Raw genomic sequence first — 15536 nt, forward strand, 5'->3', positions numbered from 1 at the left:
TCGGCGGTCGACGGGCTCGGGCCCGGCCTGCGGTGGCCGGTCGGCGACGATGACCATGGGCGCAAGAGGTGTCGCCTCCCCGCCTGCCCATCAGCTGCGCCCGTCCTGCCGACCGGGAGGGGAAGTTGAGGCATCTGGCTGCTGACGGCCCTGGTAGACGTCGGGTATGCCGTCTGCATCCGTGTCCAGGTTCTCTTCCTCGGACAGACGCCGGTACACCCTGTTACGGCGGCGCAGAAGCACCGCCGCAAGCACGGCTGAGACCAGGGAGCCGATCAGGACGGCGGCCTTGACGTGCTCGCCGGTGGCAGTGCCGGGGAAGGCAAGTTCCCCGATGAGCAGGGCGACCGTGAATCCCATGCCTGCCAAGGTGGCCAGCCCGAATACGTCGGCCCAGGCCAGCTCGGGATTGAGCTGGGCCCGGGTGAAGCGGGCAGCCAGGAAGGTGCCGGCGAAGATACCCAACGCTTTCCCGGCGACCAGGCCGATGACCACGCCCAGCGGCTCCGGGGAGGTGAAGACCTGGCCCAGGGCGTCGCCGGAGACGCTGACGCCGGCGGCGAAGAGGGCGAACAGCGGCACGGCGACACCTGCGGACAGCGGCCGCAGCACGTGCTCGGTCCGCTCAGCCGGCGACTCGCTCTCCCCCTCGTCCCTGGCGGTGCGCAGCAGCAGGGCCATCGCGACGCCGGCGACCGTGGCGTGCACGCCGCCGTTGTACATCAGCGCCCAGATGGCGATGCCGAGCGGCACGTACCACCACCAGCCCCGCACCCGGAACCTCTGCAGGAGGTAGAAGACGACCAGTCCCGCCAAGGCCCCCAGCAACGCGAACAGGTTGAGGTCGGAGGTGAAGAAGACGGCGATGACGAGGATGGCGCCGAGATCGTCGACCACTGCCAAGGTCAGCAGGAAGGCCCGCAGGGCCGTCGGCAGGTGGGTGGAGATCACGGCCAGGACCGCGAGGGCGAAGGCGATGTCGGTCGCCATCGGCACCGCCCATCCCCTCATGCTGCCGCCTGCGACACCGACGGTCAGGGCGTAGAGGGCGGCGGGGACGACCATGCCGCAGATGGCCGCGATCATGGGCAGTGCGGCGGTCGCGGGTTTGCGGAGCTCGCCGATGACCAGTTCGCGTTTGAGTTCGATTCCGGCGACCAGGAAGAACACCGTCAGCAGCCCGTCGGCGGTCCAGTGCCCGACGCTCAGGTCCAGGCCGAGGGCCGCGATACCGAAGTGGAAGTCCCGTACCGTCTCGTAGCTGCCGCTCCACGGGCTGTTGGCCCAAACCAGCGCCACCACGGCCGCGGCCAGGAGCACCAGGCCACCGACCGTCTCCGTCCGCAGGGCCCCGGCAACAGCCTGCCGCTCGGGAAGCGGAAGAAGACCAAGAAACGGCGGACGGGAACGCGGGGCGGCAGCCATGATGCGGTGAACCTCCGGGACCTCGGCAACGGGCCACTACGGCCCCTCAAAGACGCCGACCAGACTTCCCGGCACACCCCGCGCCATCCCCTGACGCGTTCCATACACCCTACCGGCAGCCCAGCCCAGCCCAAACCCGGCCCAGCAAACGGCCGGCGGATCACGGCCGAGACGGTTCATCGCTCTGCGTCACCGTCAGCGTCCTCGCCGGCCTGGGCGAGCATTCATCCTGACCACAGCCGAGAAGGCGATCCGGAGCTGAGTCTGATTGATTGCCATCGGCACATTGGCAGGACGGCTTCAGGAACAGGCACTCATCAGCCCGCCGGCGACGCGCCTTCGGGGAGGTTGGCAGGAGGCCACCAGAGCGGCGGGGCCGTGCGGTGAGGATCAGCACGCCTGGTCCGGTCAGCGCAGCCGGCGCAGGTAGGGGTCGTGTGATTGGCGGGGAAGCAGCCGTACCCGGACATCGAGGGCGGTGACGCCGTCCGGCCGTGCCACAACCGGGTTCAGTTCGGCTTCCGCGAGCTGCGGCAGGTCGCATGCCATCCGGGAGAGCCTCAGCAGCAGCTGTTCGAGCTTTTCCAGGTCAGCGGGCGCCTCGCCGCGATAGCCGAAGAGCAGCGGCGCACAGCGCGGGGAGGTGATCAGGGCATCGACGTCCCGGTCGGTGAGCGGCGCCAGCCGGGCGGCGTGATCGGCGAGGAGTTCGGTGGCGGTGCCGCCGAGCCCGAACAGCACCAGCGGGCCGAACACCTCGTCCTGGACCACCCCGGCGACCAGTTCCGGACCGCGCTGGGCCATGGGCTGGACGACCACCCCGGAAAGCCGGTCGCCGAAACGGGTCACCAGGTCCCGGTGAGCGGCCCGCACCTGCGACTCGCCTTGGAGATCGAGGTGAACCGCGTGCTGTTCGCTCTTGTGCAGCAGGCCGGGCCAATGGGCCTTGAGGACCACGCGTCCGTCGGCTCCGGCGAGCCGGGCCGCCGTCACGACGGCGGCGTCCTCGTCCTCGGCCCAGGCCCAGGGCAGTTGTGGAATGCGGTAGCAGCCGAGAAGGTCGGCGCAGGTGCGCGGTTCGAGCCAGCCGCCTTCGGGATGCTCGGCAAGGTAATGGGCGACGATGGCCGCGGCACCCCGGGGGTCGACGCCGCGCAGTTCCGGCACGGTGCCGGGTGGCTGGGCACGCCACCGCCCGTGGGCGGCAGCGTTCGCCAGGGCGCGGGCCGCGGCCTGCGGGTCGGAGTACGACGGTACGGCCCCGTCCTCGGCGGGCAGCAGTTCCACCCCCGAGGGCTGGCCCAGCAGGACGGCCGCGACCGTCCGGGACCGTGGACCGGCAGCCCAGGTGAGGGCTCGGCTGAGACGGTCACCGGTCGCCGACGCGAGTGCGGTGGGAACCAGCACCACCAGGACGGCGTCGATGGGACCGGCCCGCGAGTCTCCGTCCCTCTCCGGCCCCCGGCCGGGGGCATCACCTCCCGCGAGCAGGTTCACACACGCCCTTAGTTGCTCCTCGGAGACGGCAGCGGTGGTGTCGACGGGGTTGTCCGCACCGGCTCCAGCGGGCAGCAGCTTCAGCAACTCCGCCGCAAGATCTTCGCCGAGTGGAGGGACGGTCAGGCCGGCCTCGGAGCATGCGTCGGCGGCCAGTACACCGGCGCCACCCGCGTTGCTGACGACCGCAACGGAACGACCGGCCGGCAACGGCTGGGAGTGCAGCAGAGCGGCCGTGTCGAGGAGTTCGCCGATGGAGCGGGTGGCGATGATCCCGGCCTGGGTGAAGAGCGCCTGGCGGGTCATGGTGGGCGTGGCGGCGGCTGCCGTGTGCGAGGCGGCGGCGCGGCGGCCCGCCTCCGAGCGGCCGGCGTCGACGGTCAGGACCGGTATCCGCCGGGCGACGCGCCGGGCGGTACGGGAGAACGCCCGGGGATTGCCGAACGACTCCAGATGCAGCAGCGCCAGATCGGTCACCCCGTCGCTCTCCCACCACTGCACCATGTCATTGCCGCTGACGTCGTACTTGTCGCCCAGGGACACGAAGGTGGACACGCCGATTCCCAGGCGCGACAGTCCGTCGAGGAGGGCGATTCCGACGCCGCCGGACTGCACGGCGACTCCCGCCGTGCCGGACAGCGGCCGCCCTGCGGCGAAGGTGGCGTCCATGCGTACTGCCGGTTCGGTGTTGGCGATGCCGAGGCAGTTGGGGCCGACCAGGCGCATCCCGTACTGGCGACAGGTCGCCAGCAGGTCCGCTCCCTGGCGGGCGTCCAGCCCGGAGGTCACCACCAGCAGTGCCCGTACGCCTCGTTGCCCGCACTCCTGGGCCACCTGAGGCACGGCCGGCGGAGGGACGGCGAGAACGGCCAGGTCTGGCACGGGTGACACGTCGGCGATGGAGAGATGGCAGGGCTCTCGCTCGATGGCGTGGGCATGGGGGTTCACGGCGCGCAGGAGGCCGGTGAACCCTCCCGTACGGAGGTTCCGCAGGATCGCCCGGCCGACGGAGCCTTGCCTGCGGCCCGCGCCGACCACGGCCACACAGTGCGGGCGAAGCAGCGGACGCAGGCTGGCCACGTCGGCGCTGCTGCCCCGGGTGTCCACCGCAGACAGGTAGTGCTCGTCCCCGGTGAGCAGAACCGTGCAGTGGACCTCGGGGCCCTCGAGGCGGCGGGTGACGCTCAGACCGAGGTCGGAGAAGACCTTGAGCACTGCGTAATTCTCGGCCAGTGCGTCAGCGGTGAAGGCGCTGATGCCGTCCTCGCGGGCAGCGTCGACCAGGTGTTCCAGGAGGAGGGTGCCGACGCCACGGTGATGCCAGCCCTCGGCCACGGCGAGCGCGACATCGGCGGTACCCGCCTCATGCCCGCGCGGTGCAACCGGTCCCGCGTCGTATTCGGCGAGGCCGACGATCTGGTCGCCTGCCTCGGCCAGCAAGGCCCGGTATCCGGCCCGGTCCGGGGCGCACATGCGGTCGGCTGCCTGCTGCGCCGAGCGGCGGCTCACCGAGAAGAACCGCATCCGGAGGTGCTCCGGCGACATCTTCTCGTACAGTCGCAGCACGGCAGCCTCATCGCCCGGCGTGGCGTTCCGTATCCGTACCGTCGTGCCATCCGCGAGCAGCGCGTGTACTGGCCGTTCCGCCATCTTGACCTCTCGTCTCCAGCGCGGCGCCACATCCAGGATCGACCGGATTCCTGTTCGCTTTCAGGGCGAGTCAGGGCATGTCACGGTGCAGGCTCGGCGGAGCACCCGCGATGTCCGTCGTGCGTCCGAGCCGCCGTTCGGCATCTCGCGAGCCTCCCGGAGGCCTACGGAGAGCAGGCACAACGGTCCGTCGTCGCGGTCGGAGCGATGTCCGTCCGAGGACAGCTCCACCCGGTCGAGATCCTTTCCGCGTTGCCATCAGGGCTCGATGCTGAGCACGTCCTCCACCGGGCGCCGTGGTGTCGCGGTGCCCGCAGGGCCGTACCCAAGGCGCAAGACCATCTGCACGTATCCCATCGCCGACTGCGGATCGCGGACGGCCCAGCGAAGCTCGGGCCATTCCAGGGCGTGGGATGTGAGGGAGGTGGCCAGCCCGTCCGCGGTGGCCTGCAGTAGAACGCGCTCCAAGGCCTGGCCCGCTCGCAACCAGTCATGTGGCTGGTCGTCGGGGGTGCCCAAGAGGGCCAACTGGGGCCTTGTCTCGAAGGTGGCCGTATCGCGGCCGGGTACGGCGCGCCTGCCTGCGAAGTCGCGTACCGGGGCCTTGCCGTCCCGTTTGCGGGGGCCGAAAGCGTACTCGGGGATTCCCTCCGTCGCCGTCTCGGATGTCCCGGTGCCGGCATGTGTCCAGCGGTACAGCTCATTGGAGCTTTCGGGGTCCAGGGCGTCGCGCCCCTCGGCGTCGTGGACGAGGTCCAGCAGCGACTGCACATGCCAGGCAGCGGGGAAGACCAACCGCGCTCCTTCCAGACGGGCAGCGCCACACAGTGCATCGCGTACGGCTTCGGGTATCCGCTCCTCGGTGAACGGGTGGCGGCTGGTGTGGCGGCGGTGGATCGCCCCGTACAGGGGGATGAGGTCGCCCTCGAGGTGCACGGGCTCGGTCAGTCGCACCGTCGCGAGCAGCTGCGGGTCCCCACGTTCGGGCAGCAGCCGGGTTTCCGCCTCCCACCCCGCATGGGCGGCGGCGACACGCAGATTGAACAACGCCGCGCCACCGCCGATGTGCAGGCCCCGTGTCGTGGGGTCGGTGTGCGGCATGGCACGCTCAAGGTCGGCCCTGAGTTGGAAGGTCTCACTACCGCGGGAGAAGCGGAACGTCCACGGCTGGGCGTTGTGCATGGACGGGGCGGCCGTAGCGTCTTTGACGAGGGCCGTGATGGTCTGCGAATCGAGAGGTGGCACCGGCACGGCCCCCTTCGGGGAGCGGGTGGCCGCCTGCGGCGGCGGGTCGGTTTCCACGATAGGCCGGGGGACAGGCTGAGGCCTGCTGGGCCTCCAGCGGCTTGCACCAAGCTGGTCTTCTCGCCGTTCCTGGAGTCCCCACCACCTGGGCAAGGCGGTGCCGCTACATGCGTCAGGGCCTGCGGCCGGGTTCGAGGGAAAATGTGCCCGGTCAGTTCTGTGCAGAGCCCTTACCCGGGTCGGTCACGGTGGGCGAGCTGATGACATCGCCGGGGGCGGCCTGGATCGTACGCGGGGCGGTCTGGTCGGCCTTGGCCTGATCGCTGCCGGACTTCATGGCTCCGGCCTCGCTCTTGAGGATCCGGGCCGCCTTGCCCGCGGAGCGGGCCAGTTCGGGGAGTTTCCTGGCGCCGATCAGGACGATGACAACGATGAGCAGGAGGGCGAGTTCGCTGAGGCCGAACATCGGGCAGGACTCCTCCAGCAGGAGACGGGGGCGCCGAACTGGGCCCCGGGGGCGACGCCGCGAATCTACAGCACTGTAGAAGTCACGGGCTAGGGTGCCTTCGTGGTGGCTGGCTACGATGAACCGCCGGCCGCGGGGCGGCAGGGCGTGCCGTCACTGGAGGGAGACGGGGTGAGGGACCAGAGGCGTGTGCGGCGGCGTGGCCAGGGTGAGCTGGAGGCGGAGGTGCTGGCGGCGCTGGGGGCGGCACCGGAGCCGGCGAGTGCGGCGTGGGTGCAGGAACGGCTCGGCGGCTCCCTTGCCTACACCACGGTGATCACCATCCTGACGCGGCTGCTGGCCAAGGGCGCGGTGATGCGGGAGAAAGCGGGCCGGTCGTTCGTGTGGATCCCGGCTGCTGATGAGGCGGGGCTGGCAGCGTTGCGGATGCGGCGTGTGCTGGATGGGGAGAGCGACAGGGAGGCGGTGCTGGCCCGGTTCGTGACGGCGCTGCCGCCGGGGGATGAGCGGCTGCTGCGGGAGCTGCTGGAGCGGGCCAAGGAGCCGGAGGACTAACGGGCCATGGGGGTCTTCGTCTTCCTGCCGCTGGTGCTGCCGTTGACGGCGTGGCCGGTAGCGCGGCTGGCCGAGCAGCATCTGCATCCGCGAACCGCGACGTTGCTGTTGTCCGTGGTGGCCGGGGTGCTGGCGGTGTGCAGCACGGTGTGCCTGGCCTTGTTGATGGTGGTGGGCACCGCGCAACTGCCTGGGAATCCGCTGCCGGATGGCTGGTCGGATGAGGAGGTGCGCGAGGCGGTGCCGTACGACGAGGTCGCGGGCCAGGCCGCCATCCCAGCCCTGCTCGCCGTGCTCGCGGCGTGTTCGAGGACGTTGTGGCGGCATCACCGGGTGCGGCGCCGGGTCGGACGGGCACTGGTGGGCCTGCCCGATACGCCAGTGGCGGTGCTGCCTGACGAGGTGCCGTACGCCTACGCGCTGCCCGGCAGGCGGGGGAGGGTGGTGGTGTCCACAGCGATGCTGTCCTGCCTGGAAGGGGCGGAGCGGCGGGCGCTGTTCGCCCACGAGCGGGCCCATCTCGCATGCCGGCACCACCGCTTGTTGCTGCTGGTGCAGTTGGCGGCGCGGGCGAACCCGTTCTTGCGCCCGCTGCGCACTGCGGTGGCCTACACCGTCGAGCGGTGGGCGGACGAGGCGGCGGCCGGCATGATCGGCAGTCGGCGGGTGATGGCCCGGGCGGTCGGTAAGGCCGCGCTGGTCTCCAGCGGCGCCCCGGCGGCGACGCTGGCCCATTTCGCGGCTCCGGGGCCGGTGCCGCGCCGGGTGGCGGCCCTGCTGGGCCCGGCGCCCGCTGCTCGCACGTGGCCATCGGCCTTCACCACGGTGGGGCTTGCGGCTTGGACCGCTGCGGCGGGAACGATGTTCTCGGCGCTGTCGTCGGCGAACTCGGCGGTCACGCTGTTCTTTGTGCTGAAGGCGGCCACACCACTGTGACCCGAGCGCCTGGGGCGGGCGGGTGCATCCGGCACACCCCAGGCGGGAGAGGGGGCGGGGTCTACAGGTCGAACTCGTGCGGTGGCAGGTCGAGTGCGTAGCAGGCCTCGCGGACGACGGCCTGCTCGGTTTTGTCGAAGTCTCCGTCTGCGCCGCCGATGACGATGCCGATCTGGATGACGGCGCGGGCCTCGGCGGGCTTCTTTTTAGCCTTGGCGATTTCCTGCAGGATGCCGACCTTGCCGAAGTCGAAGTCGGCGGTCAGCTTGGCGAGGTTGTCCTCGAAGCGGCGCCGGAGGTCTTCGGCGGGGAAGTTCTGCAGCACCTCGTTGGTGGAGATGAGCTGGGCGACCCGCTGCCGCTCGGACGGGTCGATGCTGCCGTCGGCGGCGGCCACCAGCGCGCACATCGCCATGCTGGCGTCGCGGAACGCGCCGCTTTTCAGGTCGTTCTTCTTGGCCACGAGCTGCGTTTGCATCGTGGCGGCGGACTCTTTGATGCGGTCCCACAGGGCCATGTTCACTCCGGGTCTCGGCAGGAGGCCCGGGCCTGTCGGCCCGGTCCTCCGCAGCTGTGCAGAAGTCAGTGGGGTGTGCTCAAGGGCTCAGCCCTCGTCCTCCTCCTCGCCTTCGAAGAAGTCGCCGACCTCATCGACGACTTCGGCGGCCACCAGCCCGCCGGCGACTCCGACGGCGAGGCCGGCCGCACCTGCGGCGATGGCGGTGCCCATGCCGGGTCCGGAGCGGTGGTGGCCGCCATGGTGGTCGTCGTGGCCATGGGATCCGCCATAGTGGCCGTGGCCCGCGTACGGATCGCCGTGTCCGTAGGAGCCGTGCGCCCGGTGGGCCGCGTGGTGCTCGACCAGCTGGCGGACCCAGCCGTCGACCACTGCGTTCCAGTCCTGGTGTCCGACGCCGTCGTGGGAGACGGTGAAGCGGGTGAGCGCGTCGTGGCCGGAGGAGAAGAAGCCGCCGCGCTTGTCGGCCTCCAGTACCACCTCCATGCCGCCGGGATTGGCGAGGAAGGTCACCTCGATCTCGTTGACCTGGTGCGCATACCGCGGCGACGGGGAGAGCTCGATCTCCTGGTAGAAGGGCAGCTGCTGGCCGGTGCCGCCGATGCGGCCCAGTTCGAGGTCGGCGGACTTGAAGCCGAACCCCAGCTGCCCGAAGGCCTCCAGGATTGCCTCCTGGACCTGCAGCGGGCGCACCGCCAGCGGATCGAGGTCGCCCTTGTCCTTCGCGCCGGCCACCGCCAGTTCGGTGCGCACACCGAGCACGATGCCCAGCGGCTGACCGTACAGCTCGGTGACCGGGGTCTCCCACGGCAGCATGACGCTGAACGGGACACTGCGCTGCTCGTTCTCGGCGAGGCGGAAGCCACCGACGACGGTGAACCGGTCGAAGACGACGGCGCCGTGGCTTTCCCCGCCCTCGTGCTCAGCCTCGACGTGAGCGACGAGTTCGAGGGTGATGTGCTCGATGTCGAAGTCGGCGTTGCCGCCCTTGAGGTGGACCTGGCCTGTCAGGCTGCCGCCGGGCAGGGCCGCGCCCGGGTCGAGGACCGTGTCCACCGTGGGCCCGCCCACACCGAGCGAGCCAAGCAGCCGTTTGAACACCATCGGGCGTTCACTCCTTCATGTACGTGTATCCGAGTGCGCGTTGCTGCGTGCAGCAGAACCGCGCCAGTTGTGGTTACTTGGCCGCGTCCAGCGCGGCCAGGGCCTGGGCCCAGCGGACGTACTTCAGCTCGGCCAGGTCTGCGACCGTGGTGACGCCGAACGCCTCCTTGAGCAGCTCGCCGTCACGGTCGGAGACTCCCTTCAGCGCGGCAATCGGGGCAGCCAGGACCTCCGGCAGCGGCTTGTCGGCCCACGCCTTGTCCAGCACCTTCTCCAGGTCAATCGAAGCCATCTGTGCCCTCCCAGGGTTGTAAGTGCGTAACGGTGCGCGCTGCGCTGCCCGGCCGGCGTATTCGGCCGCCTGGCTTCCAGGACGGTCCGAACGAGGCGGACGCGAGGCGAGGATGCAGGCTGCCATGACGCACCGTGAGGAACCGGTTCGGCCGGCGGCGCGTTGGCCCATCGCCGGTCACATCGGCCTCTCGATCACCGTTCATCGTGCCGCGCCCTCCCGGCGGGATGTTCCCCGAACGAACGGCGGCCGGGAACATACGGCCGCCCCTCGCGCTGCTCTACAAACATGTAGAAGCATAGGCGCGGCGCCCCCCACCGGGGTCACATCCCGGCGCTCGGTAGGGGAATGTCCGAAAAGACGCGCCCAACCGAGTTGGTGAAGGCCACTCGACGAGCGCGCTTTACATATTCTTTACCATGGAGTCGGGGAGACTTCCCTTCCCTGCGAGCACGTATGAGGACCTGTCCGGTCCTCCAAGATGAAGGAGCAGCAGGCCCGCAATGGGTGAACCTGTCAGTACCACCCGTGTCATAACCCGCCAGCCGCTGAGTCACGAGACGGGGTTGGCGCGGTGACCGAAATCCTGCTGCTTCTCCTGGCTTTGTCGCTCACCCTGGCATGCGCGGTCTTCGTGGCTGTGGAGTTCTCCCTGACCACGGTCGAACGCGGTGAACTGGAACGCGCCGCCCAAGCCGGCGAGCGCGGTGCAGACAGCGCGCTGAAGGCGGTCCGCCGGCTGACCTTCCAGCTCTCCGGCGCCCAGCTGGGCATCACCGTGACCTCACTGGTGATCGGCATGCTCGCCGAACCCTCACTGGCGGCGCTGCTGAAGGACCCGCTGCAAGCCATCGGCCTGGGCTCGGCCGCGCTCTCGGCGGCCACCGTGCTCGGGGTCGCGGTCTCCACCGTCATGCTCATGGTGGTCGGGGAACTGGTGCCGAAGAACTGGGCCATCTCGCACCCGTTGGCCGTTGCCAAGGTGGTGGCGGGCCCCCAGCGCGGCTTCACCGCCGCCTTCACTCCGTTCATCCGGCATCTGAACAACACCGCCAACCGCTTCGTACGGCGCTTCGGCCTTGAGCCGGCCGAAGAGCTGGCCGGCGCCCGCACCCCGGAGGAGCTCGTGGCGCTCGCCCGGCACTCCGCCGCCCAGGGCGCGATCGAGCAGGACCAGGCCGAGCTGTTCGTGCGCACCCTGCACCTAAGCGAGCTGACTGCCCAGAACGTCATGACCCCGCGCGTGGACGTGCAAGCTCTCGAAGCTCACGCCACGGCCGCGGATACCGCCAACCTCACCTACGCCACAGGACTTTCCCGCTTCCCGGTCTACCGCGACAGCCTGGACGAGGTGATCGGCACCGTCCACATCCGCGACGTCCTGGCGCTGGCGGAGGACAAGCGCCCCACCACCCCCGTCACCGACCTGACCACCCCGCCGCTGCGGGTGCCCGACAGCCTGCCCGTCGACACCCTGCTGCAGCGCCTGCGTGCCGAACGCACCATGGCCGTGGTCATCGACGAGTACGGCGGCACAGCCGGGGTGGCGACCGTGGAGGACATCGTCGAAGAGGTGATCGGCGAGGTCCGAGACGAACACGACCCGCTCGAAGCCCCTGATCTGCTGCCCGCACCCGCGGCCGACGACGGCCGCGCCAGCTGGGAGGCCGACGGCAGCATCCGCCTCGACCAGCTCGAGACCATCGGCCTAGCCGCCCCGGAGGGACCCTACGAGACCCTGGCCGGTCTGATCGCCACCCGCCTGGAACGGATCCCGGAGGAGGGCGACACCGTGCACCTCGACGGCTGGGCCCTCACCGTCCTTGACGTCGACCACCACCGCGCAGACCGGGTCAGCCTCACCGCCCCCATGGCTGCCCCGGCTGAGCAGGAGGACGCCCGATGACCACCGTGCAGCTGATCATCGGCGCACTGACCCTGCTGACCAATGCCTTCTTCGTCGGCGGAGAGTTCGCCGTGATCTCGGTGCGACGCAGCCAGATCGAACCGAGCGCACAGGCCGGCAACACACGCGCGAAGATCACCCTGTGGGGCATCGAGCACCTGTCCGCCATGCTGGCCACCGCGCAACTCGGCATCACGGTCTCGTCGCTGGTCCTCGGGGCTGTCGCCGAACCGTCCATCGCCCACCTGCTGGAGCCCGCCTTCGAGGCCGTCCACGTCCCGCACGCCCTGGTGCACCCGATCAGCTTCGTCATCGCGCTCACCCTGGCGACCTATCTGCACATGCTCATCGGTGAGATGGTGCCCAAGAACATCGCATTGGCCGCACCGGTGCCGACCGCGCTGCTGCTCGGACCGCCCCTGGTCGCCCTCACCCGAGCCCTGCGCCCGATCGTGTTCGCCATCAACGCCTTCGCCAACGCCCTGCTGCGCCTGCTGAAAGTGGAGCCGAAGGACAGGGTCGAGTCCGTCTTCACCGATGACGAACTCGCCCGTCTCGTCGCCGACTCCAGCCAGGCAGGCCTGCTGGACCCCGCCGATGGCGAACGGCTGCGCGACGCCCTGGAGCTGGGCACCCGCCCGGTCGGCGAGATCCTTGTCCCGCTGAACCGCATGGTTACTGTCGACCACACCATCACCCCGGCCCAGTTGGAGCGAGCGGCCACCTCGGCGGGCTACTCCCGGCTTCCGGTCCTCGGGCCTGGCAGCGTTGTCCTGGGCTACCTGCACATCAAGGATGCCCTCGGCATCACCGAACGCCACAAGCCGTTCCCCCGTAACGCGCTACACGCCGTGACCCGCGTCGAGATCGACACCCCGCTCGACGACACCCTTACCGCGATGCGCGCTGACGGTACACACCTGGCTGCCGTCACCGGCGACAAGGGCACCGTGCTCGGCTTCGTCACCATGGAAGACGTCCTGTCCGAGCTCGTCGGCCCGACGGCTTGAGCCCAGGGGGCGCCTCGCCGGCTTTTGCATGGCACTCCGGGTGGCGCTACTGCCGTATCAGGGCACCGGCACTGCCCGGTGCGGCCCGTCAGGGCTAACGAGGGCTATAGGTCAGGCAGTCCGCCATATCTTCCCGGGGGCCCACAGCGATACCCGGGGCCTGGCATTCGAAGTTGTTGTTGTGTCTGCAATCGGCCATCTTGCAGGCACCGACATGAGCGACAGCGGCTGGATCCCCGCCCTTGCGCGGGGCGGTGAAGTAGGTGTCGCAGTGCGCGTGGCGGGAATCACCGACGGTGATGGCCATCGCATGGCACTCCCGCTCCCGGTTGTACGCGCATGACTCCACCGAGCACTCGTTCACGACGGGCATTTCCATGAGATTCTCCTCGCCTCTCAGCCACCGGGATCTGACATCTGCGGGCCTGCGGCGCTCCTCCGCGGAGGAGTCCGCCAGTACTCAGGGTGACCCGGTTACTCATGGCGATCACAAGCACGGCGGCCGGATGCCACGGAGCTTCACCCGAAGGACGGGAACGACCGGCCCGGGAGCCGCGCCCCTTCCGCGACGATTGCACCGGTCGGCGGCCGGGCAGGGACGTTCGGCCCATGCCATGGCGGCGTCCTGCCAGACCATCGTGGAGACGTACCCGTACAGGAGGTCCGACAGCTCCGCAGGGAGGCTCCGGTGCCCGCCCGAACAGTCGACGACAAGACCGTGACGGCCTTGGTCAAGGACGCTGCGGCCGCCCCGTCCATGCACAACGCGCAGCCGTGGCACTTCCAGTACTTCCGCAACAGCCGCACCTTCCACCTTCGCGCGGATCTCGAACGCGTCATGCCGCACGCCGACCCCGAAGCCCGTGCTCTCCACCTCGGCTGCGGCGCGGCCCTGCTGAACCTGCGCGTGGCCGCGGCCCACGGAGGCTGGCACCCGGCGACGCGGCTGCTCCCCGACCCCTCCGACCCGACACTGCTCGCCACGGTGCAGCTCACCGGCCTCGCGAGCCCAGAGAGCAGTCTCGGCCGGCTGCACCCGGCGGTGCACAGTCGGCACACCAGCCGCTATCCGTTCGCGGAAACAGGGATACCCACCGATGTGCAGAACGCCCTTCGCGGTGCCGCCTATCTGGAAGGAGCACAGCTGGAGTTCCCCACCCCCTGGCATCTGCGGTGGATGACCGAGCTGTCCCAGGAGGGCGAGGCGCGCAACCTTTTCGACCGTGGCAACTACGAGGACTTGCTCCGTTGGACCCGCATCGGCGTGGTCGAGACAGCCTCGGCACCGGACGGGGTACCCGAGTACGCCTTCGGGCCCCGGAAGCGCGGCGGAAAGGCCCCCATGCGCGATTTCGCCGGCCGTCGAGCGGTGGCCGATCGCGGTGCCGCCGAGTTCGAGAGCTCCCCTCAGCTGGCCTTGCTGTGCACGGCCCGCGACCGGCCGGAAGACTGGCTGCGTGCGGGGCAGGCAATGGAGCGCGTCCTGCTGACAGCAACGCTCAAGGACCTGTCCAGCTCGTTCGTCTCCCAAGCGCTCGAATGGCCTGATCTGCGCTGGCCACTGCGCGACCCGATGTCCGCCGGGGTGGGCTACGTGCAAATGGTGCTGCGTCTCGGATACGGTCCGCGGGGCCCCGGAACACCCCGCCGCCCTGTGCGCGACGTGCTCGACATCGAGCCGTAGCCAATTCCTCGGCGGCCCTTACGAAGCCAGGGCTCTCCACGGCCGTCACGGTCCGCGCCGCCGGTCAGCCGGCCGCCCGGTAGTACCCAGCAGGGTCTTCCGGAGAGCCGTCATGGCCGGGGAAAGAGCTGTTTCAGGCGTGCCTGGATCAGCGGCAAGGCCAACGGTGGGTACCTCGTAGTGGCCTGCCGCCTCTACGCCGCCTGCGGCCGGGTCACCCTCGCGGGACGATGGCCACCGGGCAGTGGGCATGGTGCAGCACGGCGTGCGTAACGCGGCCGAGTGGTAGGCCCACCGCATGCGTGGGCCTGCGGGCGCCCATGACGAGGAGATCGGCATGGGAGGACGCCTCGACCAGGGCTCCGGCCGGTGAGGGAACCTTCACGACGTCCCCGGTCACCGTGACGTCCGGGTACTCCTCACGAACGGAATCGATGAGGCGCGTGCTTGCCGTGGCCTCTGCCTCCGCGACCGTACGCACGGATTCGACCACGGGGACCATGCTTTCGGCGTATTGGAAGACCGTCCACGCGCTCAGCAGGCGCAATGACGCCTTCCTTCGCCTGGCTGTATCGGCCGCGAAGCGGACCGCGTCAAGATCCGCTTCGTCCTTGACCCCGACCACGACGCTTCCTGTCGGCCGCCGGTCGGTACCCCGTACCACGACCACCGGTGTACTGGCACGGCTCGCCACCTTCAGCCCCACCGAGCCCACCAGAAGTGCGGAGAATCCGCCGAGGCCCCGGCTGCCGACGACGATCGTCCCATCCTCCCCGGCCGCCCGCAGCAGAGCCGCCGGGGCCGGGTCCCGGCTGATCGTGGTGCTGACCTGCAGGCCGGGCACCTGATGGGAGACATGCTCCGCCGCCTCGTCCACCAGCCTGCGCGCCTTCTCGAGAATGGGCTCGACGGCAGCGGCGGGCAGATGGACCGGCCAGGCGTCGATCTCAGTGGCGTGCACGATGCGGAGGGGTTGGTTTCGGACAGCGGCCTCCTCAGCCGCCCACACCACCGCTTGCTCGGCCTCGGCCGAGCCATCCGTGCCCACCACCACCGGCCCCTCCGACCGAATGTTGACGGTGCGTGTCTCCATGAAAGCTCCTCGGAGTTACCGCATACACCGCGCAGCGGACAGCGTCTGATGCTCGCCTCCTACTCGTCCCACGTGCATGACGTCTCGTGCACTGGCCACTGCCGCCTCGGGCTCTGCTCCTTCGTACAGCGTGCCCTCGATGTCCATTTCATTGTC

General features: G+C 69.9%; 14 protein-coding genes. 5 read left to right on the plus strand and 9 right to left on the minus strand.

The features are described from left to right. Positions 1 to 90: 90 nt before the first annotated feature. The 4 genes from nhaA to ACY34J_RS06425 form a co-directional block, all read right to left on the minus strand. Entirely contained in the window at positions 91 to 1425 is a 1335-nt protein-coding gene (nhaA, locus tag ACY34J_RS06410) for a Na+/H+ antiporter NhaA (RefSeq protein ID WP_462725662.1), read from the minus strand. Between the two features lie 408 nt (positions 1426 to 1833). After that, a complete protein-coding gene (locus tag ACY34J_RS06415; RefSeq protein ID WP_462725663.1) occupies positions 1834 to 4572 on the minus strand; it encodes a bifunctional acetate--CoA ligase family protein/GNAT family N-acetyltransferase in 2739 nt (912 codons plus the stop codon). A gap of 258 nt (positions 4573 to 4830) precedes the next feature. Then, complete coding sequence (locus ACY34J_RS06420; protein ID WP_462725664.1) at positions 4831 to 5823, minus strand: Acg family FMN-binding oxidoreductase; 993 nt, start codon at positions 5821 to 5823, stop codon at positions 4831 to 4833. 205 nt (positions 5824 to 6028) lie between these two features. Further along, complete coding sequence (locus ACY34J_RS06425; RefSeq protein WP_462725665.1) at positions 6029 to 6283, minus strand: twin-arginine translocase TatA/TatE family subunit; 255 nt, start codon at positions 6281 to 6283, stop codon at positions 6029 to 6031. A 171-nt stretch (positions 6284 to 6454) separates the two neighbouring features. On the opposite strand from ACY34J_RS06425, the gene ACY34J_RS06430 reads away from it, so the two are divergent. Continuing rightward, on the plus strand, positions 6455 to 6838 hold the full coding sequence (locus ACY34J_RS06430) for a BlaI/MecI/CopY family transcriptional regulator (RefSeq protein WP_462725666.1): 384 nt from the start codon (positions 6455 to 6457) through the stop codon (positions 6836 to 6838). 6 nt (positions 6839 to 6844) lie between these two features. Continuing rightward, complete coding sequence (locus ACY34J_RS06435; protein ID WP_462725667.1) at positions 6845 to 7774, plus strand: M56 family metallopeptidase; 930 nt, start codon at positions 6845 to 6847, stop codon at positions 7772 to 7774. 61 nt (positions 7775 to 7835) lie between these two features. On the opposite strand, the gene ACY34J_RS06440 is transcribed toward ACY34J_RS06435, so the two are convergent. The 3 genes from ACY34J_RS06440 to ACY34J_RS06450 form a co-directional block, all read right to left on the minus strand. Continuing rightward, the gene (locus tag ACY34J_RS06440) at positions 7836 to 8291 is read right to left on the minus strand and encodes a tellurite resistance TerB family protein (protein ID WP_462725668.1); all 456 of its coding nucleotides are present in this window, start codon (positions 8289 to 8291) and stop codon (positions 7836 to 7838) included. 87 nt (positions 8292 to 8378) lie between these two features. Next, entirely contained in the window at positions 8379 to 9395 is a 1017-nt protein-coding gene (locus tag ACY34J_RS06445) for a sporulation protein (protein ID WP_462725669.1), read from the minus strand. Between the two features lie 73 nt (positions 9396 to 9468). Next, positions 9469 to 9687, minus strand: a complete 219-nt coding sequence (locus ACY34J_RS06450) for a hypothetical protein (protein ID WP_462725670.1) — start codon at positions 9685 to 9687, stop codon at positions 9469 to 9471. Between the two features lie 574 nt (positions 9688 to 10261). Here ACY34J_RS06450 and ACY34J_RS06455 point away from each other — a divergent pair. Both ACY34J_RS06455 and ACY34J_RS06460 read left to right on the plus strand, forming a co-directional pair. After that, the gene (locus tag ACY34J_RS06455) at positions 10262 to 11593 is read left to right on the plus strand and encodes a hemolysin family protein (protein ID WP_462725671.1); all 1332 of its coding nucleotides are present in this window, start codon (positions 10262 to 10264) and stop codon (positions 11591 to 11593) included. Then, positions 11590 to 12603, plus strand: a complete 1014-nt coding sequence (locus tag ACY34J_RS06460) for a hemolysin family protein (protein WP_462725672.1) — start codon at positions 11590 to 11592, stop codon at positions 12601 to 12603. The genes ACY34J_RS06455 and ACY34J_RS06460 overlap by 4 nt, the downstream gene beginning before the upstream one ends. A gap of 94 nt (positions 12604 to 12697) precedes the next feature. Here ACY34J_RS06460 and ACY34J_RS06465 read toward each other — a convergent pair whose 3' ends face one another. Then, the gene (locus tag ACY34J_RS06465) at positions 12698 to 12982 is read right to left on the minus strand and encodes a DUF1540 domain-containing protein (RefSeq protein ID WP_462725673.1); all 285 of its coding nucleotides are present in this window, start codon (positions 12980 to 12982) and stop codon (positions 12698 to 12700) included. A 309-nt stretch (positions 12983 to 13291) separates the two neighbouring features. Here ACY34J_RS06465 and ACY34J_RS06470 point away from each other — a divergent pair, with 309 nt between their 5' ends. After that, entirely contained in the window at positions 13292 to 14287 is a 996-nt protein-coding gene (locus ACY34J_RS06470; protein WP_462725674.1) for an Acg family FMN-binding oxidoreductase, read from the plus strand. Positions 14288 to 14501: 214 nt separating this feature from the next. Here the strand turns inward: ACY34J_RS06470 and ACY34J_RS06475 are convergent, their stop codons facing one another. Beyond that, positions 14502 to 15380, minus strand: a complete 879-nt coding sequence (locus ACY34J_RS06475) for a universal stress protein (RefSeq protein WP_462725675.1) — start codon at positions 15378 to 15380, stop codon at positions 14502 to 14504. Positions 15381 to 15536 lie beyond the last annotated feature (156 nt).

The sequence above is a fragment of the Streptomyces sp. HSS9-12 genome (assembly GCF_054963655.1).